The sequence below is a fragment of the Nocardiopsis deserti genome (genome assembly GCF_008638355.1).
Classification (GTDB): domain Bacteria; phylum Actinomycetota; class Actinomycetes; order Streptosporangiales; family Streptosporangiaceae; genus Nocardiopsis; species Nocardiopsis alborubida.
Window position 1 is genome coordinate 25452 of sequence record NZ_VWVS01000016.1, and the last position, 21664, is coordinate 47115.

Genomic DNA, 21664 nt, shown 5'->3' on the forward strand with positions numbered 1-21664 from the left:
ACACTCCCCCCGCCGGGCGGACCGGTGCTCCGGCCCGGCGGTCCCCTCCTCAGCGGACCGCCAGCGGCCACCACCAGGACGGCTGGCCCGGCGGACCCAGCGGGAGGCTAGTCCTGCCCGGCCTTCTCCCCGTCGTCGGCCTTCTCCGGCTCCTCGGTCTCCTCCGAGCGCATGGGCATCTCGAACCAGACCGCCTTGCCGTCGGGGGTCGGCCGCGCCCCCCACCGGCTGGCCAGCTGCTCGACCAGGTACAGGCCACGGCCGCCCTCGTCGTCGGCGGCGGCGCTGCGGATGCGGGGCAGGCGCAGGTCGTTGTCGAAGACCTCCACCCACACCGTGTTCGCGCCCCGCCGCAGCCGCAGCAGGAACTCCTTCTCACCTGCCTCCTCGGCGGGCTCGTCGGCCTCCTCGGCCACCGCCTCCAGCAGGTCCGTCCAGTCCTCGTCGAACTCGTCGGCACCCGCGTCGAGCGGGGTCTCGGAATCCAGCACCCCTCCGCCGGTGAACTCGCGGTGCACCGGGTGCGGGGTGGCGTGGATGACGACGTTGGTGACGATCTCCGAGACCAGCAGACAGGCCAGTTCGGCCTGGTCGCGGTCCACCCCCCACTCATCGAAGGTGTTGGCCGCCATGTGGCGGGCCTCGCCCACGGTGGAGGCCTCCGAGGGGAACCAGCCCTCGCGCAGAGCCAGCTCCTCGGAGTGGGTGCGCACGACCAGCAGCGCGGTGTCGTCGTCCAGCTCACCCGGGACGCTGTGCACGGCCGCCTCGGCGATCTGCTCCACGTCCTTGTCGGCGACCTCGGCCACCCGCTCGGACAACCGCTCGAAGGCCCGTTCGGGGTCGGCCCTGCCCCCGGCCGGGCGCCGGTCCACGAGCCCGTCGGTGTACAGGACCAGGGTGGCGCCGATGGGCAGGCGCAGGTTGGCCTGGTGGTAGACCACGTCCTCGCCTGATCCGCCCTTGGCCCGCACGCCCAGCATGCGGTCGGTGACCTCCAGGTCGATCTTCTCCACCGACTCGGAGGTGACCAGCAGCGGGGGCGCGTGCCCGGCGTTGGCGTAGGACAGCTCTCGCGACCAGGCGTCGTAGACCATGTACAGGCAGCTGACGCTGGGGATCCAGGTGTCGCCCTCGTCGTCCTCCTGGCCCAGCTGGCGGACCCACTCGTCGAGTTCGCGCAGGATGTCGGCGGGTTCGCGGTCGGCCTGGGCGAAGGCGCGCAGCGCGGCGCGCAGCTGGCCCATGACGGCGGCGGCGTGCGGGCCGCGGCCCTCGACGTCGCCGATGACCAGTCCGACGCGTCCGGCGGAGAGCGGGATGGCGTCGTAGAAGTCGCCGCCGATCTGGGTCTGGACCCCGTATCCGTCGGAGCGCAGCGGTCCCGCGGGCAGGTAGCGGTGCGCCGCGGTCAGCCCGTCCAGCCGGGGGAGGCTGCTGGGCAGCAGGCTGCGCTGGAAGGCCAGGGCGGTGCTGCGCTCCTGCTCGAACAGGCGGGCGTTGTCGATGGCCAGGGCCACGCGGGAGGCGATGGCGCCGACGAGGTCGCGGTCGAAGCCGCCGTAGGTGCTCTTCTGCCGCGGGGAGAGCCCGGACAGCGCCAGGGTGAGCACGCCCAGCACCTCGCCGCGGGCCCGCAGCGGGGCGGCGATGGCGGAGGTGACGCCGACCTGGCGGGAGACCTGGTCGGAGCGTGTGCTGGGTGAGTTCTCGAACAGGTACTCGCTGCTGACCACCGTCTCCAGGCGGCGCAGGGCCTGGGTGACGAAGTGGCGTTCGGGGTAGCGGACCTCGTCCCCGACCTCGAACCAGGTGCGCGGCGGGGGCGTCCACCCCTCGGCGTGCACCGACACCTGTCTGACCAGGCGGTCGCGGTCGTAGAGGTCGATGAAGCAGTGGTCGGCGAACTGCGGGACGAGGATGCCCGCCACCCCCCTGACCGTGGAGTCGAACTCCAGCGAGCTGGTCAGGCGGCTGCCGATGCGCTCCAGCAGGCCGTACTGCTCCTCCACCCGTCCGCTGCGCAGGGCCTCCCTGGCGATCAGGGTGATGCCGTCGACCTCGCCGGACTCGTCGCGCATGGGCACGGCCTGGGCCCGCACGTGGATCCAGGTCGAGTCGCCCCGGAGCACGGCGAAGGTGCCCTCCCACGGTTCCCCGCGCAGGACGCGCCGGGCCAGCTGGGAGGCGTGCTCGCGGTCGGACTCGTGGATACCGATGTCGAGCAGGGAGAGGCCGACGTAGTCGCGACCGCCCACGAACCCGAACAGCTCGCGCGCGAAGGGGTTCCAGTAGCGCAGGAGGCTGGCGCGGTCGATGACGACGATGGCGATCTGCGCCTTATCCGCCACGGCGGCCGCGGCGAGCGCGTCACCCTTGGGGAAGGGCTCACCCCACCGTGTCATCTAGCCGCCACCTCGCCGTCATGAGCTGCATACATGCCCGCTCCGGGTACCCCGAACGACCGCACCTTGGGGCGAGCGTAGCAACACCGTCAACGTTCCCGCAGCGCAATGTGACAATCCTGATGAGCAACCAATCAACGCGTCCGTACGGTTCACGGCTTGGCGACGAAGATGTGCCCGGCGACGAGCGCCGAGAGCTCGGTTTCCCCGGTCTCACCGTCGATCACGCGGACCCCGTCGTCAGAGGCTCGCAAGACCACTTCCTGTCCCGGTTGTACCCCGGATCGGCGCAAGGTGAGCATGATGTCGGCGTCCGACTGGATCTGCTCGCTGATACGCCGCACGGTGACCGTGGTCTCGCTGTTGCCGGCGACGTCGATCATCGGGACGATCGAATCGTCGGTGAAGGGCTCGGGGGAGTAGTCCTCCAGGCCCAGCTCGTCCAGGCCCGGGATCGGGTTGCCGTGCGGGCACACCGAGGGGGCGTTGAGCAGCGTGACCAGGCGCTCCTCCACCGCCTCGGAGATGACGTGCTCCCAGCGGCATGCCTCGATGTGCACGTCCTCCCATGGGAGTCCGATGACGTCGACGAGCAGGCGTTCGGCGAGCCGGTGCTTGCGCATGACGTGGGTGGCCAGACGGCGCCCCTCGGCGGTCATGACCAGGTGCCTGTCGTTCTCCACCCGCAGCAGGCCGTCGCGCTCCATACGGGCCACGGTCTGGCTCACCGTGGGGCCGCTCTGGTGCAGGCGTTCGGCGATACGGGCCCGAAGCGGAACAATGCCCTCCTCTTCGAGCTCGAAGACCGTACGGAGGTACATCTCCGTGGTGTCGATCAGCCCGTGTGCGGTCAAGTCTCCCCTCCCAAGGCTCTGTGCCCGGCGCGCGGTCACGACGGGCACGGCGGGTCTCTCACAACACAGGCCGGGGCGACGTGATTCCCAGGGGCCGAGTGGGGACCGGGGCGTCCGCAGGACCGCGGGAGCGACCACCGATACACGCAAGCATATCGTGGCGCGGGGCACCCGGATTTCTGCCCGGTCTCACGATGCGGATACGTTCTCCCCGCGCCGCAAGGGTACTTGGTCCCGCCGGAGAGGGGCCTTCCAGCCCCACGGCGTGTGCCGGACGGAACCGGACCCGTCTCCACCTGCGGGGACAAGCCTCCCGAACTCCCGTACGAAGCGGCCAAGATCACTCTCGGAAGCGAGGCGGAACGAACGCGTCACCGGGCGGCCCTTCCGTGGAGGACCTCCTGTGGTGGCTGGCCGCACGCCCGGTCGAGGAAGTCGTCGTGCCGGGGGTCCTGGACCGGGCGGACGGCAACGCGGTCCGGCTCTGGACGAGCCACGTCCACGTCGGCTCGCCGGAGCGGGGCTACCTGTGCGCCGGAGACCCCGGCCGCTCGGCCCAGCTGTCCCTGACCGCGGAGGACTCCCTGTCCCGCGCCGAGCGGCACGTCGGACGGTACGCGGACCCCGCCGAGGGCGAGGAGTACGTCCCCGTCCACCTGGGCGGGCAGTTCCTGTCGCACGGGGCGCCTCCCCTGCGGCTCACCCGGGCCCGCTACGCGCTGGGGCCGCGTTCGGACCCCGGCGGCGGCGTGGTGGAGTGGCTGGAGCTGCTGCTGGACGACCGCGACCCCCTCCCCCTGAACTGGGACGGCCTCGTCCTCGGCGGGGCGGGTGCCTACGAGCGCTGGTACGCCTCCCGGTCCGAGGTCCACCGGCGTGAGCTGCGCGAGGTGGTCTGGTACCCGTAGCGGGGGCGCCCCGGAGCACCCCGGTGCGGCCACCGGTCAGGGGGCCAGGCGATCGACGCTCCAGGTGCCGTCGGGCTCGCGCAGGTAGCGGAACCGGTCGTGCATGCGGTCGGCACCGCCCTGCCAGAACTCCACCTCGCTCGGCACGAGCCGGAAGCCGCCCCAGTAGGCGGGCCGGGGGATCTCCTCCTCCGCGGCCCAGACCGTGTCGAACTCCCGGTAGAGCCGGTCGAGCTCGGCCCGGTCCGCCACCGGCCGCGACTGGCGCTCGCTGGCCCAGGCGCCCAGCTGCGAGCCGCGCGGGCGCGAGGCGAAGTAGCGGTCGTTCTCCTCGTCGCTGAGCCGCTCCACCCGTCCGGCCAGCAGGACCTGGCGCCGGATGGCGTGCCAGGGGAAGACCACGCCGACCCGCGGGTCGGCCTCCAGCGCCTGTCCCTTGCGCGAGGTGTAGTTGGTGAAGAAGCGCAGTCCGGTGCTGTCGTAGCCCTTCATCAGCACGGTGCGGGCGCGGGGCATGCCCGAGGGCTCGACGGACGCCAGGACCATGGCGTTGGGCTCGGCGAGCCCGGAGTCGTAGGCCTCGTCGAACCACAGGTGGAACTGCGTCATGGGGTGGTCAGCGAGGCCGGAGCGCCTCAGGGGTGCACCCAGGTACGGTTTGCGCAGTTCGGCGGGGTCTTGGTGGTCCACACGGGGCATCCTCTCGCGTCGTGTGCCGAGTGCGCCACCGGCGACCCGCGCGTCAGGTGCACGCCGGTCCCGGGTCGACCGTGCCCGTGCTGGCCTGGCCGCAGGCGGCGATCACGTGCTGGCGTTCGCCGTCCGAGTGGCGTTCCCCCGAAACTCATTCCACAAGACACACTCCGGGCGGAAAACGCACCCGTATTAACCGAAATGCGGATCACCCATACCGCCCAGAACCCTCAGGAACGTGACATCGCGCCCGGTTCCTCACGCCGTCTCACGCGGTCGAACCGCGGCCCTGACCGGCCCCGCCGCCGTCGCCGCCACTACCCTGGTGGTCGTGACCGACGAGATTCAGATCCCCGCGAACCTGCTGCCCTCCGACGGCCGTTTCGGCAGTGGCCCGTCCAAAGTCCGCCCCGCCCAGGTCGAGGCCCTGGCCGCCTCCGGCTCCCGCTACATGGGCACCTCCCACCGGCAGAAGCCGGTCAAGTCCCTGGTCTCCCGGGTGCGCACCGGTGTGAGCGAGCTGTTCTCCCTCCCCGACGGCTACGAGGTGGTCCTCGGCAACGGAGGCACCACCGCCTTCTGGGACATCGCCGCGCACGGCCTGCTGCGTGAGAGGTCCCAGCACCTGGCCTTCGGCGAGTTCTCCAGCAAGTTCGCGAAGGTCGCCAAGGGCGCGCCCTGGCTCCAGGAGCCCACGGTCATCAGCACCGACCCTGGCAGCCACGGCGAGCCCGTGGCCGAGGCCGGTGTGGACGTGTACGCGCTGACCCACAACGAGACCTCCACCGGTGTGGCCGCGCCCATCAGGCGCGTGGCGGGCGCCGACGAGGACGCGCTCGTCCTCGTGGACGCCACCAGCGGCGCGGGCGGCCTGCCGGTCGACATCGCCCAGACCGACGTCTACTACTTCGCGCCGCAGAAGAGCTTCGCCGCCGACGGCGGGCTGTGGCTGGCCGTCATGTCGCCCCGGGCCCTGGCCCGCGTGGAGGAGATCGCGGCCAGCGGCCGCTACGTGCCGGAGTTCTTCTCGCTGCCCACGGCGATCGACAACTCCCGCAAGGACCAGACCTACAACACCCCGGCCGTGGCCACGCTGCTGCTGCTCGCCGAGCAGCTGGAGTGGATGAACGGCCAGGGCGGCCTGGAGTGGACCGTGGCGCGCACCGCCGAGTCCTCCTCGGTCCTCTACGACTGGGCGGAGAAGTCGCCGGTCGCGACGCCGTTCGTCACCGACCCCGCCAAGCGCTCGCAGGTGGTCGGCACCATCGACTTCAGCGACGACGTGGACGCCGCCGCGGTGGCCAGGGTCCTGCGCGCCAACGGCGTGGTCGACACCGAGCCCTACCGCAAGCTGGGCCGCAACCAGCTGCGTGTGGCCATGTTCCCCGCGATCGACCCGGACGACGTGCGCGCGCTCACCGAGTGCGTGGACCACGTGCTCACCGAGCTGTCCTGACCCGTTCGCCCCGCGTTGCACAATGGAGGCCGACCCGTGTCGGGTCGGCCTCCCCCTTTTCCCGGCATCTCGCTTCTCAGGACGGTTCGGCTGTGCGCAGGAACAAGAAGGAACCCCCGATCAAGATCATCTCGCACCGCGGGGCGTCGGGGCACCGTCCCGAGCACACGCTGGCCTCCTACGAGCTGGGGGCCCGGCACGGCGGCGACTTCATCGAGATGGACCTGGTCGCGACCAGGGACGGGAGGCTGGTCTGCCGCCACGAGCAGGAGATCGGCGGGACCACGGACGTGGCCGAGCGCCCCGAGTTCGCCGACCGGCGCACCACGCGCACCGTCGACGGGCGCGAGGTGACCGGGTTCTTCGCCCAGGACTTCACGCTGGAGGAGATCCGGACGCTGCGCGCGGTGGAGCGCCTCCAGGACGTGCGCGCGATGAACGCCGTGATGGACGGGACCTACGGGATTCCGACCCTGGAGGAGGTCGTCGAGCTCGCGCTGGCGCTCACCAAGGAGCTGGGCCGCCCGATCGGGATCTACCCCGAGACCAAGCACCCCGCCTACCACGAGGCGCAGGGCCTGGAGCTGGAGCCGGTGCTCATCGAGGCCCTGCGGGAGGCGGGGCTGACGGGCCCGGAGCCGCTGGTGCCGGTGTTCCTCCAGTCCTTCGAGGCCGAGAGCCTGCGCAAGCTGGCCGTGACGGAGCTGCCGCTGGTCTACCTCATGGGCACCGAGGAGCACTGGCTGCACCACACCACGCCGGACGGCCTGGCCGAGGTGGCGACGTTCGCGCACGCGATCGGCCCGGCCAAGAGCCTGGTCATCCCCACCGAGGACGGGATGCTGGGGGAGCCGACCGACCTGGTGGAGAACGCGCACGCGGCCGGACTCCTGGTGCACCCGTACACGTTCCGCAGCGAGAACCACTTCCTTCCCGCCGAGCTGCGTTCGGAGGGCGAGCCGGGCGACTACGGGTCCTTCGCCGCCGAGTACGAGGCCTTCTTCGAGGCCGGGGTGGACGGCGTGTTCACCGACTTCTCCCGGCACGCCTTCCTGGTGCGCGAGCACTTCCTGGACCCTCAGCCCGAGAAGTAGGGGGAGGTCAGCCCCGTCGGGCCAGCAGGACGATCGCGACGATGACCAGCGCGGCGACCGCGGCGCCGCCCACGATGAAGGGCAGCGCGCCCCGGGTCTCGGGTTCGACGGTCCCGTCCTCCCCCGCGGGTGACTCCTGCGCGGCGACCTCCCGCACCGGCGGCTCCTCGGCGAGGTAGCGCTCCTCCAGCGGGATCCGCCAGACCGGCGCGCCGGCCCCCTCGGTCCCGGCCATGAGGGCGGTGCCGTCGGGAGTGAAGGCGATGGCCTCGCCCTGGTCGGACTCGGGCAGGTCGAACGCGCCCAGCGAGGAGCCGGGCACACCCTCGGTGGCGTCGTAGACCGTGGCGCCCCAGTAGGTGCGGATGGCGTAGCGGCTGCCGTCCGGGCTGAAGGCGGCGTCGGTGGCGAACAGCGGCGCCGAGTCGATCCGCTCCAGGACGTGCTCGGCCCCGGGTTCGAGGTCCTCGGGCGCCGCGTACAGGCCGCCGGAGAACTCCTTGGACACCACGTACATCCGGCCGTCGCGGGGGTCGACCATCAGCGACTCCGCGTCGCGCCCCCCGTCCTCGTAGGTGAAGGTGAACACCTGCGGGTCCACGACCGTGTCGGCGAGCGACTCGGGCTCGGGGAAGCGGTAGACGCTGACGTCGGGCCAGCCGCCGTTGAAGTTGTCGCCGATGTCGGCCACCAGGACCGACGGCGTCCCGTCGGGGGCCTCGGCGACCGAGACCGCCTCCCAGTCGCGGCGCTCCAGGTCGAGCGTGACCGCGGCGACCGTGCGCCCCTCCTCGTCGACCGCGTACACCTCGCTGAGGTGCTCGCCGCTGTCGTTGTGGGTCCACCACACGCCGTCGTGCAGCAGGGAGGGGGCGATTCCGCTGGACTCGGAGATCCTCGGGTCCTGGAACTCGAAGGCGACCTCGGAGCCCTCGGGCCCCTCACCTCCGCGGGGGTAGTCGACACCACCGGTGTCGGAGTCGCTCGGGTCCTCGGGGAAGGCCAGGGCCGGGGCGGCCGGGAGGGTCGCGAAGAGGGCGGCGGCGGCAAGAACGAGCGGAGTTCTCATGACCGACATCCTGCCAGGGAACGCCGCGGATGGCTTGTACCCGGGTGGTAACGGGCACATGGGGCTTACGGAGCGCCGTTAGGAGGGCACTCATGAGGATCGTCGCCTGTCTGAACGGGGACCGCCGCCCCGGAGCGCACCCCGCCCTGCCCGTGTCCGTGGACCAGCTCGTGTCGGACGCGCACGCGGTGGTGGCGGCGGGCGCGACCGAGCTGCACCTGCATCCGCGCGACCCCACCGGCGCCGAGTCACTGGAGCCCCAGGTGGTGGGTCCGCTCATGGAGCGGCTGCGCGCCGACGGGCCGCGGGTGCCGGTGTCGCTGACCACGTCGCTGTCGGCGGAGTCCGATCCGTGGCGGCGCTACGACCTGGTGCAGCGCTGGGCGTCGTCGGCGCTGCCGGACTCGGTCACCGTGAACCTGCACGAGGCGGGCTCGGTGGACCTGGCGCACCTGCTGGACGACCGCCGGATCGGGGTGGAGGCCGGGGTGTGGACGGTGGAGGCCGCGCGCATCCTCGTCGCCACGAAGCTCAGGGTGGCGGCGGTCCTGGTGGAGCCCACGCAGGTCGCGGTGGAGGACGCCCGGCGCAACGCCGAGGCGATCTGCTCCCTGCTGGACCGGGCGGGGGCGAACCAGCCGCGGTTGCTGCACGGGGCCGACGCGACGGCCTGGCCGATCCTGGAGTCGGCGGTGGTCTCGGGCTACGACATCCGGATGGGACTGGAGGACACCATGCGGCTGCCCGGCGGCGAGGAGGCGCACGACAACGCTGATCTGATCACGCGCGCGGTGAGCCTGGCCGCCGCGTCCGCGTGACCCGCTCCAGCCGGTCACGTGTGCGGGTCAAGGCGTCGATGCGCTCGCGTACGGCCCGGAGCCTGTTCTCGTACAGCTCGACGGCCTCGGCGCACTCGGGTTCGTTGACCAGGTCCAGTGCCAGGCACCCGCGCAGCTCACGGACGTCGTCCGAGGTGAGCCCGGAGTCCAGGAGCAGCCGGATCCCGTGTACCCGGTCCACCGACGAAGGCCGAGCGCCAGCCGAACGCGGAGCCCAGAAGGGTGCCGACGGGCACGCCGAGGAAGAGGGCGACGGTGAGCCCGGCCGCGACCGCGCCCATGGCGCGGCCGGTCCTTTCTGGCGGGGAGAGCCGGGCCGCCATGGAGAAGGCCGCCGGAGTCACGGTGGCGGCCACGAGCGCGGTGAGCACGCGCAGCGCCATCAGGACGGTGTAGGAGAGCGCCAGCGCGGTGGCCAGGTTGGCCAGGGCGAACAGCCCGAGCCCGCCGAGGACCAGGGCCCTGCGCGGCAGTCGGGCGGTGGCCACGGCCAGGGGAGGAGCGGCGACGGCGTAGGTGAGGGAGAAGACCGTCACCAGCTGTCCGGCCGCGGGGAGGCCCACCCCCAGGTCGCGCGCTAGGTCGGGCAGCAGCCCGGCGATGACGAGGTCGTCGGTGCCGATCGCGAAGACGGTCAGCAGCAGGCACACCAGCCAGCCGGAGCCCTGCGCGCGGCCGGTGGCGGTCGTGGAGGAGTTCATGGCGGCACGTTAGAACCCTGACGCTGGCGTCAAGGTCAAGCCCGCCGGGGCCCGCGGGACCGCCGGTCAGCCGACGAGGGCGCCCAGGAGCACGATGAGCATGATGCCCCCCAGAACCACGGGTAGCAGCCAGCGCTGCTTGCGGTTGTTGGTGAGCATGCTCATGACGCGCTCCGCTCAGGAGGTCGGGTGGGATCCGCTTCCCAGCGTAACCCCCAGGTCCGGACGGTCCGGTAGCGGTCCTCCCGCCCCGGCCTGCTCTCCACCAGGTGCGCCTCGCGGACCCGCCACCTGCGGCCGCGCAGTGTTCCGAGGGCGTCCGCGGTGCCGGTGAGGTCGCGCGCGGGACGGCTACGGGCGACCGTGATGTGCGGCACGTAGGCGCGGCGCTCGACCGGCACACCGATCCCGGCCGCGGCGGCGCGCAGCCCGTCGGCGAGGGCGCCGAGGCACGCGGTGTCGCCGCCGAGCCCGGCCCAGAGCACGGAGGCGCGGCGGAGGTCGCCCGGGAAGGCGCCCCAGCCGTCGGCGGCGAGGTGGAAGGGCTCGTGCCGGCGGACCTCACGGCCGAGGGCGTCGCCGAGCGCTGGCAGGAGGGCCTCGTCGACCTCGCCGAGGAAGACCAGGGTGAGGTGCCACTCGCGGGGGCTGGCCCAGCGGAGGTCGGGGGTGTGGTCGCGGCCCCGGTCGACGGCCCGGCGCAGCGCGTCCGCCGTGTCGGGGGGCGGGTCCAGTGCCGCGAACAGTCTCATGTCCTCATTCTGCCCCGGACGGAGCCCTCGGGTCCGCCCCCGGAGCGCACCGGAGGTCCCGTCGGGCGGTGCCGGGTCCGCTGGCGGTCGGCCCGGTGGTCCTGGTGACCGGTCGTCGGCGGGCGGGTCGGCCGCCCCGGTCGTGCCCCGAGGACGGCGGGGCACGACCGGGAGTCTCAGGTGCGGGTGACCGTGTCCGGCCGGATCCCGTTCCCGTCCGGGGCGAGGCGGACCCCGGTGGAGCCGTCCGGGCGGCGTTCGACGCCCGCCCGCTCGTGCTCCGTCTCCGGGGCCTCCTCGCGCTCGTCGCCGGTCTCCGCGGCCTCCGGTCCGGCGGCCTCCGCGTCCGCGGAGGGGCGCCGCCCCGGGAGCACGTCGCGCAGGCGCACGTCCTTGGCCCGAAGGAGCAGGGCGGAGATGACCGTGACGACCACGAGGGTCACCGCGCCGCCGATGACCAGGCTCGTCTCCGGGCCGAAGGTGTCAGCGAGCAGTCCCACCACGGGCGCGCCGATGGGCGCCACACCCATGAACACCAGCAGGAACATGCTCATGACGCGCCCGCGCATCCGCGGGTCCACACTGAGCTGGAAGGTGGCGTTGAGCGTGGTCACGTACGTCATGAAGGCCATGCCCATGGGCACCAGCACCAGGATGAACGACACGTAGCCGGGCATGAGCCCCGCCACCACCTGGAGCGCGCCGAAGGCCAGCGACCCGATCAGCACCAGCCGCAGCCGGGGCCGGTCGCGGCGGGCGGCCAACAGGGCGCCGACGAGGGCGCCGACGGCCAGGAAGGCGGCGGCCACACCGAACGCGTCGGCCCCGGCCTCGAACACGTTGTTGACCATCAGCGCGATCTGGTTCTGGCTGTTGGCGCCGAAGAACTGTGTGGCGGCGGCCAGCACCAGCAGCAGGACCAGGTCGCGTCTGCCGCCGATGTAGCGCAGCCCCTCCCGGATCTGCCCCTTGCCCCGGGCCACCCGCTCGGTGGGGTTGAGCTCGGAGGTGCGGATCATCGTCAGGGCGAGGATGGTGAACCCGAACGACGCGCCGTTGATGAGGAAGACCGGTCCGCTGCCGATGACCGCGATGAGCAGACCGGCGACGGCCGGACCGGTCACCCGGCCGAGCTGGAAGCTGGCGCTGTTGAGCGCGATGGCGTTGGACAGGTGCTCGCGGTCGACCATCTCGGGGACGAAGGCCTGCCGCCCGGGGTTGTCGAGCACGGTGATCATGCCGAGGCCGAAGGCGAACAGGTACACGTGCCAGACCTGCGCGGCGCCCGCGGTGGCCAGGATTCCGAGGCCGACCGCGAGCACGCCCATGGCGGCCTGGGTGCAGACCAGCAGCCTGCGCTTGTCCATCCGGTCGACCAGCGCCCCGCCCCACAGCCCGAAGAGGAGCAGCGGCAGGAACTGGAGGGCGGTGGTCATGCCGAGCGCGATGCCGCTGCCCCCGCTGAGCTGGAGGACCAGCCAGTCCTGCGCGATGCGCTGCATCCACGTGCCGGGGTTGGACAGCAGCTGGCCCAGGGCGTACAGCCGGTAGTTGCGGTTGGCCAGGGACCGGAACATGGCGATACGCCGCATCAGTCCCTCCCCGCGAGCGCGTGGGGAGGGACTGATGCGGCCATCGGCGGTCGGCTTCGGTCTCGGCCGGATGGACAAAGCGGACAAATAAGTAAACGGCGTTGACTCATCACTGGAGTCAACGCCGTCCACCGCCGCCGGAATTCCCGTACGGCGCGAAGGCCGTGCCTCAGCTGATCAGGGCGTTGATCGGCGCCTCGGCGAAGTGGATCAGGAAGACCAGCGAGATCAGCCACAGCAGTGGGTGGACCTGGCGGCCCTTCCCCGTGACCAGGCTGACGAAGGCGTAGGTCAGCAGGCCGAACCCGATGCCGTTGGCGATCGAGTAGGTGAAGGGCATCATGATGATCGCCATGAAGGAGCCCAGGCCCAGCGCCGGGTCCGTGAAGTCGATGTTGACGACCTGGACCATCATCATGAATCCCACGATCATCAGCACCGGCGTGGCGGCCTCGAAGGGCACCAGATTCACCAGCGGGGTGAACAGGGTGGCCAGCATCATCAGGGCGCCGGTGACGATCGGCGCGATACCGGTGCGGGCGCCCTCGCCGACGCCCGCGGCGGACTCGGCGTAGATGGTGGCGACCGAGGCCGAGCCCAGGCCGCCCAGGACCGTGCCGATGGAGTCGGCGGCCAGCACCTCGCGGGCGCCTTCGATGTTGCCGTCCTCGTCGGCCAGGTCGCCCTGGTGGGCGACACCGACCATGGTGCCCATGGTGTCGAAGAAGTCGGCGAGCAGCAGCGTGAAGATCAGCATGACCACGGTGGCGATGCCGATGTCGGCCCAGCGGGAGAACACGTTGAGGCCGCCGTCGGCGAACATGCCGATGAGCGAGAAGTCGGGGAGCGCCACCAGTCCTCCGCCGGTGGGCAGGGTCGGGACCGTCAGGCTCCAGCCGAGGCGGTTGTCGCCACCGCCGAACAGCGACTCCACGAGGAGGGCGACGAGCGTGGAGACGATGATGCCGATCAGCATCGCGCCCGGCACCTTGCGCACGTACAGGGCGACGGTGATCAGCAGGCCGACGACGAAGATCAGGATCGGCCAGCCCTGGAGTCCGCCGTTGCCGAGTTGGACGGGGGTGCCCTCGCCGGCCTGCACGAAACCGGCGTTGACCAGTCCGACCAGGGCCAGGAAGAGGCCCACGCCGACGGCGATGGCGACCTTGAGGCCGGGCGGGATGGCGGAGAAGACCGCGGTGCGGAACCCGGTGAGCACCAGGATCAGCAGCAGCACGCCCTCGATGACGATCAGCAGGAAGACGTCGGACCAGGGCATGACCGGCGCGATGCCGTAGGCGACGACGGCGTTGAGTCCCATGCCCGCCGCGATGGCGAAGGGGTAGCGGCTGACGACGCCCATGAGCACGCAGGAGATCGCGGCGACCAGGGCGGTGACCGCGGCCACCTGGGGGATGCCCAGGGTCTCTCCGTTGACGTCCTCCGCCGTACCGATGATCAGCGGGTTGAGGACGACGATGTAGGCCATGGCGAAGAAGGTCGCCAGGCCTCCGCGCACCTCGGTGCCGACGGTGGACCCGCGCTCGGAGACGCGGAAGTAGCGGTCGAGGGGACCGGACGGCCTCTTGCCGGTGCCGCTGGGGGATGGACTTGGAGTTTTCACGTCGTCAGCCTGACCTGGTCGTACTTACGGGACAAGAAGGATTCTGCGTCAGGTTAGTTGCATGTTCACACAACCCCGGCCACACCTTTCCCCGGTTTTTCGGAGGAAAGACCATATGGCCGGATGATCGGCCTCCCGGATGTGACGAATCCGTCCCCGCGCGGCGGGGCGGCCCGGTACGCACGCCGCCTCCCCGGTGTGCGCTCCGCCGCTCCGCCGTACGCACCCGCGCGCCTCGGCCCGCACCCCCCTTCGCCGGTGTGCGCCGCTGCCCCGGTGTGCGCACCCCTTCCCCCGCGGTGAGCGGATAGCCTTGGACCGTGCGCAAACCTCGCCAGCCCGACCCGGACGTCCACGAGAGCGACTACCGCGTGCCCGCCGCGATCGGCACCCTGGCGTGGACGGTGGCGCTCGTGGTCCTCATCGCCCTGGGCGACGGGCTGCCCGCGACCGAGCGCTGGTGGATCGGCGTCTGCGTGACCGGGATCGCGTTGGGCGTGTTCGGGTTCCTGTACATACCGCGCCTGCTGCGCAGGCGCTCCGACGCGGCCGAGCGCCGGGCCGACCACTCCTGACCAGCGCCGGGCACCCCCCGGCGGGGCACCGCGGTTCTGCCCGATAATGGGCGGGTGTCTGAGACGAGATTTCCGCGCGGTCTGGCCGAGCGACTCCGTGGCATCCTCATCGACGCCGACTACACCGTGTCCGGCGTCCGTGACCGCCTCGGCGACGCCGCCGCGCGCGCACTGGCCCGCGAGGAGCTGGTGCCCGCCCTGCGCGCCACCGGCGGCGACGAACGGCTCGGACTGCTGCTGCGCCTGTGGTGGCTGCGGTCGTCCATCCCCGCGCGCGCCGCGCGTTCGATCCTGCCCGTGGACGAGCTGGCCGAGGCCGGGCTGGTCACCGTGGAGGAGGGCGGAAGCGGGCCCGTCGTGCGCTCCCTGGTGCACCTGGGCCCCTGGGAGCTGGAGGACGGCAGACCCGGCTTCGTGGTCTCCGACCCCAAGGTGCGCCCCGGCAGCGGCGCCGTTCCCGCCCCCGACCACGTGGTGGGTGCGGGCGGTGCCTCCTCCACCCTGTCCCAGCTGATCGTGGGCGGGCCCGTCGAGCGCGCCCTGGACGTGGGCACCGGCTGCGGGGTGCAGGCCCTGCACCTGGCCTCGCGGGCGCGCGAGGTGGTGGCCACCGACCTCAACCCGCGCGCCGTGCACCTGGCCGGGATCAGCCTGGCCCTGTCCGGGGTCACCGACGCCCGCCTGGAACAGGGGTCGCTGTACGAGCCGGTCAAGGGCGAGCGCTTCGACCTGATCGTGTCCAACCCGCCGTTCGTGATCACCCCCGACTCCTCCCGGTACACCTACCGGGAGTCGGATCTGCCCGGCGACACCGTGTGCGCCGAGCTGGTGCGGCAGGCCCCGGCGCACCTGACCGAGGGCGGCTGGTGCCAGATCCTGGCGAACTGGGTGCACCGCGACGGCGACGACTGGGAGGACCGGGTCGGCGGCTGGGTGACCGGGACCGGGTGCTCGGGCTGGGTGGTCCAGCGCGACGTGCAGGACCCCGCCGAGTACGTGGAGCTGTGGCTGCGCGACTCCTGCGAGCACGGCACCCCCGAGTACACCCGCCGCTACGACGCCTGGCTCGACTACTTCGAGCGCGAGGGCATCAAGGGCATCGGGTTCGGGTGGATCTGCCTGCGCAACGACGTCGCCCAGGACGCGACCGTGCGCGTGGAGGAGCTGCGGCACGAGATCGAGCGGCCCGTGGGCCCCTACCTGCCCGACGTGGTGGACGGGGCGATGACCGCGCTGCGCCTGACCGACGCCGCGCTGCTGTCCGCGCACGTGGCGCTCGCGCCGGGCGTGGTGGAGGAGAGGGTGGGGCGCCCCGGCGCGCCGGACCCGGAGAAGATCCTGCTGCGCCAGCGCGACGGCCTGCGGCGCGTGGCCCGTGTGGGGACGGTGGAGGCCGCCCTCGCCGGGGTGTGCGACGGCACCATGCCGGTGGGCCCGCTGCTGGACGTGATCGCCGAGCTCATCAGCGAGGACCCCGCGCAGGTGCGCGAGCGCACGCCCGACGCGCTGCGCACCCTCATCGCGGAGGGGTTCTTCCGGGTGGCCCGCTGACCGGGGCCGCCCCGGCGGGCGGCCCCGGCGGGCTCAGGTCCCGGGCTCGGCGGTGTAGAAGGCCACGGTCCGCTCCGCTGAGGCCCTGGCCTCCTCCGGCTCGGCGCCCGCGGCGGTGTGCGCCTCGCCCCACAGGCGTCCGCTCAGCTCCATGAACCAGCGGGCCTCCTCGGTCCTGTCCCAACCCTCCGTCTCCGACACCACGTCGGCCCCCGAGGCCAGGTGCGAGCTCAGGCCGAGGAGTCCCATCTCCCAGCCGATGCCGGTGGCGCCGGGACCGTACTGGGCCCAGAAGTCGTTGAGCGGCGCGAAGTGGGTCAGCGCGAAGCGGGTCCGCTCGTCCGACAGCGCGGTCAGCCTGACCTCCACCTCGCTGCGCCCCTCGCCGTACTCCCACGTCAGGCGGAAGGCGTTCGGCGGGTCGCACGAGAGCACCCGGCCCCCGGCGTTGCCCTCCAGCTGGTAGGCGCCTCCCTCGCGCAGGTCACCCGTGACCGGCAGGAACCACCGCGAGAGGCGTTCAGCGCTGGTGCAGGCGTCCCACAGGTCATCGATCGGCGCGTCGTAGTCCTGGGTCAGCGTGATGGCGGTGTCGGCTCCGGCGCCGTTGAGTTCGACCGTGCGGCCGACCGCGTCGATCTGCTTCCGGACGTCCATGGTGTGCTCCCCTTGCTAGCGGTCCCGCCCCTCGTCGGCGGGCCCTCGGCGTTGGCGCCTTCCCCGGGCCAGTTCGGTCTCCAGGGCCATCAGGTGGGGCTCCCAGCGGGCGGCGAAGCGCCGCAGCCAGGCGTCGACGTCGCGCAGCGGCGAGGGGTCGACGGCGTAGAGCCTGCGGGTGCCCTCCCGGCGCACGGTGGCGAAGCCGTTCTCCCGGAGCACGCGCAGGTGCTGGGAGACGGCGGGCTGGGAGATGCCGAACTCGGCCCGTACGACCTCGGTCAGCTCGCCTGAGGAGTGCTCGCCCTCGTTGAGCAGCTCCAGCAGGCGGCGCCGAACGGGGTCACCGAGGACATCGAAGGCGTGCATGGCCTCACTGTATAAGCAAACACCTATATAAGCCAGCCTTGATACGATAACGTCTGCCCATGGCCCGAATCGAGGAACTCGTCCACTACCCGGTCAAGGGGTGCGCGGGCACGTCCGTGCCCTCCGCCGAGATGGCGCCGACCGGCCTCCCGCACGACCGCGCGTTCATGGTGGTCGACGACGCCGGGGGTTTCCGCAGCCAGCGCAACGACCCCCGCATGGCGCTCATCCGCGCGGGGATCACCGCGGACGGCACGCGCCTGAGCCTGGGGTGGGGCTCCGGGCCGGGGGCGGACGGGTTCACACCCCTGGAGGTCGAGGTCGACCCCGGGGGCCCGCGCCTGGACGTGACCATGCACCGGCAGCCGTTCGTCGGCGTGGACCAGGGCCGCGAGGCCGCGGACTGGCTGTCGGAGGTGCTCGGCGCGCCCAGCCGCCTGGTGCGGGTACCCGACGACCACGACCGCCGCGTGGGCGGGATGACCCCGGGCACCAGCGCGTTCGCCGACAGCACCGCGGTGCTGATGGTGTCGCGGGCCTCCCTCGACCTGCTCAGCGAGCGCATCCTCGCCCGGGGCGCCGAACCCGTGCCGATGAACCGCTTCCGGCCCAACATCGTGGTGTCGGGCTGGGCCGAGCCGCACACCGAGGACCGCGCCCGCGCCCTGCGCCTGGGCACCGCGGAGCTGGGCTACGCCAAGGTGTGCGTCCGCTGCGTGGCCACGACGGTCGACCAGTCCCGGGGCGCCAAGGCCGGGCCCGAGCCGCTGCGCACCCTGGCGGACTACCGCAGGGCCCAGGGCGGGGTGGCCTTCGGCGCCAAGTTCGCCGTCACCCGAACGGGATCGCTGGCCGTGGGCGACGAGGTGGAGGTGCTCGCCTGGGACGAGGCCCGGGACGAGGACGCGGGCCTGACGAGCGTTCCGGCCTGACCGCTGGCCGCCGCACCCGGCCGGGTGCGGCCGAGGGGTCGCACCCCTCACCCCCGGGGCCGAAACCGCGTCCTTCGTCGTCGGCCCCGGCCCGGAGGCCGACCGGGCCTCCGGACGCTCCTGTGGGCGTCGGCGACGGCCTCAGTCGTCCAGGTCGGCCTCGGCCAGCAGCCTCGCCGCCGCCCCCGGCTCCCGCAGCGCGTCGGCCAGCACGTGCCTTCTCGACCACTGCCCCGCGCGCCAGCACAGCGCCCGGGCCAGCCCGTCACTGGTCGAGGCGTGCGCCGAACCGTCCGCGACGTACCACTCCACCTCCACCCCGTCCACCGTGAGCGTCTGGTGGTGCAGGTAGGTGCGGTCGGGCTCCCCCGCCGGGTCGAGGAAGAGGTCCGCCTCGTCCGGGACCTGGCGCATCTGCCCCGCCGAGCCGACCCTTCCGGTCACGACCTCGCTGGCCAGGTCCAGGTCCAGCACGTCCGCCACGGCCTCGGCCGTCTCGGCCGGGGCGAGCACCAGGGCCCGCTCCTGCTCCTCCAGCAGCGGCAGCAGGTCCGGCGAGTCCACCACGACCGCGTCCTCGGCGTCGGCCACCACGATCGACCCGCCGCGCACCGCACGTACTCGGGAGGGCGGAGTGACCAGGTCGGTGTCCACCCCGGCCAGGGCGGCCCACACCCTGCGCAGCGACGCGCGGTCCACGTGCCGCTGGGGGTCGGCCAGCCGGGTGAGCAGGTCGTCCGCGCCGTCCGGATCCGCCAGCACGTCGTCCAGGGTGGTGCGCACGCCCAGTGCGCGGGCGAACTCCGGGTCGACGTCGGCGCTCACCTCGTCGTACAGGCCCACCAGGGCGGGGTCGGCGTCCCCGATCCGCAGCCCCGCCGGTGCGCTCCCGCCCAGCAGTGCCCGCGTGCGCAGCCACCAGGCGGTGTAGGAGGGCACGTCCGCCACGCGGCCGTCGGGCAGCAGCACGCGGGCGGGGGCGGTCACCGCCTCGCGCAGCGGCCCCTCGGCGAGCATGGCCAGGGCGCGTGGCCACTGCTCGTCGGCCACGTAGTCGAGGTCGGCGACGCACACCAGCTCGGGGACGACCGGCGGCAGTTCCGGGTCGCCCACCCGTTCGAGGACCTCGTCGGCCCAGTCCTCCAGGCCGTCCGGGCCCTCCTCCCCCGCCGCGCCGTCGAAGACGGAGGCCAGGTCCTCGCCCAGCGCGACCTCCTCGGCGCGGACCGCGGTCAGCCCCCACAGCGCGCCGACCGCGCGCAGGACCTCGGTCCCGTGCCGTTCGACCAGGTCCGGGTGCACGGTGCCGAAGGGGGCGTCGTCCACGAGGAGGTCGGCCAGGGGCGCGCCGGGCACGAGGAGCTCCGCGGCGACCGAGTAGCCGTCCTCGTCGTCGCGCAGGGCCAGCTCGGAGAGCCAGGGCACGTCGGCGACGCCGGTCCCCGAGGCGGCGACCAGGTCCAGCACGGCCTCGGCCACGGGGTCGGGGTCGTCGGCGTCCAGGGAGGCGCGGACGGCGGCCTCGGTGCGCCCGTCGCGCAGGACGGTCGCGGCGCTGGCCTCCACCGCGCCCAGGCGGTTGAGGAGGGGGTGGACGGCCTCGGGGTGCACGACGCGCACGCCCAGGGCCGCCAGGGCGTCCAAGGGCCCGCGTTCGCCTCGGTCGTCCCGTGCGTCCCAGCCGTCCTGCTCGTCTCGGCCGTCCCAGTCGTCCCGCTCGTCGTTCCGCGCGCCGCCCGCCGTCGCCGACCAGTCCTCCGAGGGCACCAGCAGCGAACGGGGTCCGCGCACGAGCCTTCCGTCGGCCAGCGGGACGGGCAGGGCGCCGAGCTCGTCCAGGTCGGCGCCGCCCCTGCCCGCCCGGTCCAGGGCGGCGTAGAGCGAGGCCCACCAGCGCGGGGGCCGGTCGGTGTCGGCGAGCAGGTCGGCGACGTCGGCCAGCCCGAGGCGGTGGACGCGCAGGGCGGCCAGCGCGGGGTGGCGCGAACTCCAGCTCCCGGGCAGCAGCCGGGGAACGAGCTCGGACAGGACGGAGACGAGGTCGGCGGCGAGGCCGTCGGTCCCGCCCGGTCCCCCGGTGTCGAGGAGCACGGCGTCGCGCGGGGCGACGGGCGCACCGGCCGCCGTCACCAGGAACGGGGCGTCCTGGAGGGGCTCGGCCACACGGGCGCGGAAGACGGCGTCGACGGCGCCGCCGCCCACACGGGTTCCGGGCACCAGGTCGAGCGCCGCCCGGGGGTCGAAGCGCCGCAGCAGGGCGCAGTAGGCCTCGGCGGCCTCCATGAGCAGCAGGTCGGTGGCGGCCCCGGGCTGGACCGCGCGTCGGTCGCTGCCCAGCGGGAAGGTGCCGATGAGGACGGCGGGCAGGTCGAGTTCGGTGTCGGTGGGCGTGGGCGCGTGGACCACGGGCTCGACGTCGGCGGGCAGGGCGGCGACCGCGCCGTCCTCGTCCACGGGGACCGCCCACGTCAGCGACCACGACGTGCGGTCCCGTTCCTCGGTGGGGCGGTCGGCGAGCAGGGCGGGGTCGAAGGCGCCCGAGCGCTCGACGGTCCGCCAGAGGGTGGCCCGGGTGCCGTCGCCGTCCAGGTGCGCGGTGACCAGGTCGGCCGTTCCGGTGGCCTCCTCACGGGTGAGGACGCGCTCGGCGCCCTCGACGTCCACGCGTACCTCGACCAGGCCGGGCAGGGCGAGCAGGAGCGCCTCGCCGGTCCGGTCCAGGAGTTCGCGCACCCGGTCGCGCGCGTGGTCGTCGCGGAGGAGGAGGGTGACGACGGTGTCGTAGCCCTCGGCGCCCTCACGCGGGGCGGAGAACCCGGCGACCCCTCCTCCATCAGGAGCCCCGGAGACCCCCCGGCCAACGGTTTCGGCGGGGAAGGGCAGGCGCAGCATGGGCACGTGCCCGGAGCGGTGCGCCACCTCCTCCGCGAGCCCGCCGTGGACGCCGTCGTCGCCCAGCAGGGCCGTGACCGCGGCGCGGGCGGCCTCGGCGCTGAAGCGGACGGCCGAGCCGCCGGAGTCGACGGTGACGTCGTCGCTGAGCGCCGCCACCGCGGAGAAGCCCACGCCGAAGCGTCCGGCAGAGCCCTGTTCACCGCGCTTGGTGGAGGCCCGCAGCGTGGCCAGCGACTCCACTCCCTCGGCGGTCAGCGGGGCTCCGGTGTTGGCGGCGGTCAGCCGGTTGCCGGTCAGCGCGAGGCGCAGCCGTCCCGGGACGCCCGCGCGGCGGGCGGCGTCGGCGGCGTTCTGGGCCAGCTCGACCACGACCCGGTCGCGGTAGCCGCCGAGCGCGAAGTCCTCCTCCGCGTTGGCGTCCTCACGGAAGCGCGCGGGGGCGTCGGCCCACGCCGCGAGGACGCGTCGGCGCAGTTCGGCGGTGTTGTAGGGATCGGCCACCGAAGCGGTCAGCGGCTCGGCCATGGCGGTTTCCTCCTGCGCTGCGGGCACGGCCCGGCACGGTGCACCCGGGGCGGGAGCGGATGCGGTAAACCGACCCTAGCCCACCGGAGCGGAGGGCCGGGGTCGGACCGTGCGGCGCGGCGGCACAGCGGCAGGAGGAGACGGCGCGTTCGGACGGCGCCGGGACGCTGCGC

General features: G+C 73.1%; 18 protein-coding genes and 1 pseudogene. 7 read left to right on the forward strand and 12 right to left on the reverse strand.

All coding sequences use genetic code 11. The features are described 5' to 3' along the window. Positions 1-107: 107 nt before the first annotated feature. Together FYW99_RS21555 and FYW99_RS21560 are read right to left on the reverse strand one after the other, a co-directional pair. Positions 108-2405 (reverse strand): SpoIIE family protein phosphatase, encoded by a 2298-nt coding sequence (locus tag FYW99_RS21555; RefSeq protein ID WP_150253864.1) that lies wholly within the window; start codon positions 2403-2405, stop codon positions 108-110. Positions 2406-2557: 152 nt separating this feature from the next. Continuing rightward, positions 2558-3259: a metal-dependent transcriptional regulator gene (locus FYW99_RS21560; protein WP_017563554.1), complete on the reverse strand. Its 702-nt coding sequence runs from the start codon at positions 3257-3259 to the stop codon at positions 2558-2560. Between the two features lie 389 nt (positions 3260-3648). Between FYW99_RS21560 and FYW99_RS21565 the strand changes: the two genes are divergently transcribed. Continuing rightward, entirely contained in the window at positions 3649-4167 is a 519-nt protein-coding gene (locus tag FYW99_RS21565) for a hypothetical protein (protein ID WP_150253865.1), read from the forward strand. 36 nt (positions 4168-4203) lie between these two features. Here the strand turns inward: FYW99_RS21565 and pdxH are convergent, their stop codons facing one another. Beyond that, positions 4204-4857: a pyridoxamine 5'-phosphate oxidase gene (gene pdxH, locus FYW99_RS21570; RefSeq protein WP_150253866.1), complete on the reverse strand. Its 654-nt coding sequence runs from the start codon at positions 4855-4857 to the stop codon at positions 4204-4206. Positions 4858-5185: 328 nt separating this feature from the next. Here pdxH and serC point away from each other — a divergent pair, with 328 nt between their 5' ends. Continuing rightward, a complete protein-coding gene (gene serC, locus FYW99_RS21575) occupies positions 5186-6316 on the forward strand; it encodes a phosphoserine transaminase (RefSeq protein WP_150254063.1) in 1131 nt (376 codons plus the stop codon). A 92-nt stretch (positions 6317-6408) separates the two neighbouring features. Then, positions 6409-7410 (forward strand): glycerophosphodiester phosphodiesterase family protein, encoded by a 1002-nt coding sequence (locus FYW99_RS21580; protein ID WP_150253867.1) that lies wholly within the window; start codon positions 6409-6411, stop codon positions 7408-7410. A gap of 7 nt (positions 7411-7417) precedes the next feature. Here the strand turns inward: FYW99_RS21580 and FYW99_RS21585 are convergent, their stop codons facing one another. Next, positions 7418-8479, reverse strand: a complete 1062-nt coding sequence (locus FYW99_RS21585) for a hypothetical protein (RefSeq protein ID WP_150253868.1) — start codon at positions 8477-8479, stop codon at positions 7418-7420. A gap of 92 nt (positions 8480-8571) precedes the next feature. Here FYW99_RS21585 and FYW99_RS21590 point away from each other — a divergent pair, with 92 nt between their 5' ends. Next, positions 8572-9297 carry a 3-keto-5-aminohexanoate cleavage protein gene (locus tag FYW99_RS21590; RefSeq protein ID WP_150253869.1) on the forward strand — a complete coding sequence of 242 codons (726 nt, stop codon included), beginning with the start codon at positions 8572-8574 and terminating at the stop codon, positions 9295-9297. Here the strand turns inward: FYW99_RS21590 and FYW99_RS21595 are convergent. The 5 genes and pseudogenes from FYW99_RS21595 to FYW99_RS21615 all read right to left on the reverse strand — a co-directional run bounded on the left by FYW99_RS21595 (position 9260) and on the right by FYW99_RS21615 (position 13987). Further along, positions 9260-9499, reverse strand: a complete 240-nt coding sequence (locus FYW99_RS21595; protein ID WP_150253870.1) for a MerR family DNA-binding protein — start codon at positions 9497-9499, stop codon at positions 9260-9262. The genes FYW99_RS21590 and FYW99_RS21595 overlap by 38 nt on opposite strands. A 1-nt stretch (position 9500) precedes the next feature. After that, positions 9501-10019: pseudogene (locus FYW99_RS21600) on the reverse strand (MFS transporter); the annotation flags it as partial. Positions 10020-10180: 161 nt separating this feature from the next. After that, on the reverse strand, positions 10181-10771 hold the full coding sequence (gene thpR, locus FYW99_RS21605; protein WP_150253871.1) for an RNA 2',3'-cyclic phosphodiesterase: 591 nt from the start codon (positions 10769-10771) through the stop codon (positions 10181-10183). A gap of 176 nt (positions 10772-10947) precedes the next feature. Next, the gene (locus FYW99_RS21610) at positions 10948-12363 is read right to left on the reverse strand and encodes an MFS transporter (protein ID WP_150253872.1); all 1416 of its coding nucleotides are present in this window, start codon (positions 12361-12363) and stop codon (positions 10948-10950) included. Positions 12364-12532: 169 nt separating this feature from the next. Continuing rightward, entirely contained in the window at positions 12533-13987 is a 1455-nt protein-coding gene (locus FYW99_RS21615; protein WP_150253873.1) for an NCS2 family permease, read from the reverse strand. 320 nt (positions 13988-14307) lie between these two features. Here FYW99_RS21615 and FYW99_RS21620 point away from each other — a divergent pair, with 320 nt between their 5' ends. Both FYW99_RS21620 and FYW99_RS21625 read left to right on the forward strand, forming a co-directional pair. Continuing rightward, the gene (locus tag FYW99_RS21620; RefSeq protein WP_150253874.1) at positions 14308-14562 is read left to right on the forward strand and encodes a DUF2530 domain-containing protein; all 255 of its coding nucleotides are present in this window, start codon (positions 14308-14310) and stop codon (positions 14560-14562) included. Positions 14563-14616: 54 nt separating this feature from the next. Further along, a complete protein-coding gene (locus FYW99_RS21625; RefSeq protein ID WP_150253875.1) occupies positions 14617-16113 on the forward strand; it encodes a DUF7059 domain-containing protein in 1497 nt (498 codons plus the stop codon). Positions 16114-16146: 33 nt separating this feature from the next. On the opposite strand, the gene FYW99_RS21630 is transcribed toward FYW99_RS21625, so the two are convergent. Next, positions 16147-16770, reverse strand: a complete 624-nt coding sequence (locus tag FYW99_RS21630; protein ID WP_150253876.1) for an SRPBCC family protein — start codon at positions 16768-16770, stop codon at positions 16147-16149. A gap of 15 nt (positions 16771-16785) precedes the next feature. Continuing rightward, complete coding sequence (locus FYW99_RS21635; protein WP_150253877.1) at positions 16786-17139, reverse strand: ArsR/SmtB family transcription factor; 354 nt, start codon at positions 17137-17139, stop codon at positions 16786-16788. Positions 17140-17198: 59 nt separating this feature from the next. Between FYW99_RS21635 and FYW99_RS21640 the strand changes: the two genes are divergently transcribed. After that, the gene (locus FYW99_RS21640; RefSeq protein ID WP_150253878.1) at positions 17199-18071 is read left to right on the forward strand and encodes an MOSC domain-containing protein; all 873 of its coding nucleotides are present in this window, start codon (positions 17199-17201) and stop codon (positions 18069-18071) included. A 141-nt stretch (positions 18072-18212) separates the two neighbouring features. Here FYW99_RS21640 and FYW99_RS21645 read toward each other — a convergent pair whose 3' ends face one another. Next, the gene (locus FYW99_RS21645) at positions 18213-21491 is read right to left on the reverse strand and encodes a sacsin N-terminal ATP-binding-like domain-containing protein (protein WP_150253879.1); all 3279 of its coding nucleotides are present in this window, start codon (positions 21489-21491) and stop codon (positions 18213-18215) included. Positions 21492-21664 lie beyond the last annotated feature (173 nt).

Bases quoted from the DNA above. Each gene is read 5' to 3' on its own strand.
- FYW99_RS21555 (WP_150253864.1), bottom strand. From the start codon at position 2,405: ATGACACGGTGGGGTGAGCCCTTCCCCAAGGGTGACGCGCTCGCCGCG.
- FYW99_RS21585 (WP_150253868.1), bottom strand. From the start codon at position 8,479: ATGAGAACTCCGCTCGTTCTTGCCGCCGCCGCCCTCTTCGCGACCCTC.
- FYW99_RS21590 (WP_150253869.1), top strand. From the start codon at position 8,572: ATGAGGATCGTCGCCTGTCTGAACGGGGACCGCCGCCCCGGAGCGCAC.
- thpR (WP_150253871.1), bottom strand. From the start codon at position 10,771: ATGAGACTGTTCGCGGCACTGGACCCGCCCCCCGACACGGCGGACGCG.
- FYW99_RS21610 (WP_150253872.1), bottom strand. From the start codon at position 12,363: ATGCGGCGTATCGCCATGTTCCGGTCCCTGGCCAACCGCAACTACCGG.
- FYW99_RS21630 (WP_150253876.1), bottom strand. From the start codon at position 16,770: ATGGACGTCCGGAAGCAGATCGACGCGGTCGGCCGCACGGTCGAACTC.
- FYW99_RS21635 (WP_150253877.1), bottom strand. From the start codon at position 17,139: ATGCACGCCTTCGATGTCCTCGGTGACCCCGTTCGGCGCCGCCTGCTG.
- FYW99_RS21640 (WP_150253878.1), top strand. From the start codon at position 17,199: ATGGCCCGAATCGAGGAACTCGTCCACTACCCGGTCAAGGGGTGCGCG.
- FYW99_RS21645 (WP_150253879.1), bottom strand. From the start codon at position 21,491: ATGGCCGAGCCGCTGACCGCTTCGGTGGCCGATCCCTACAACACCGCC.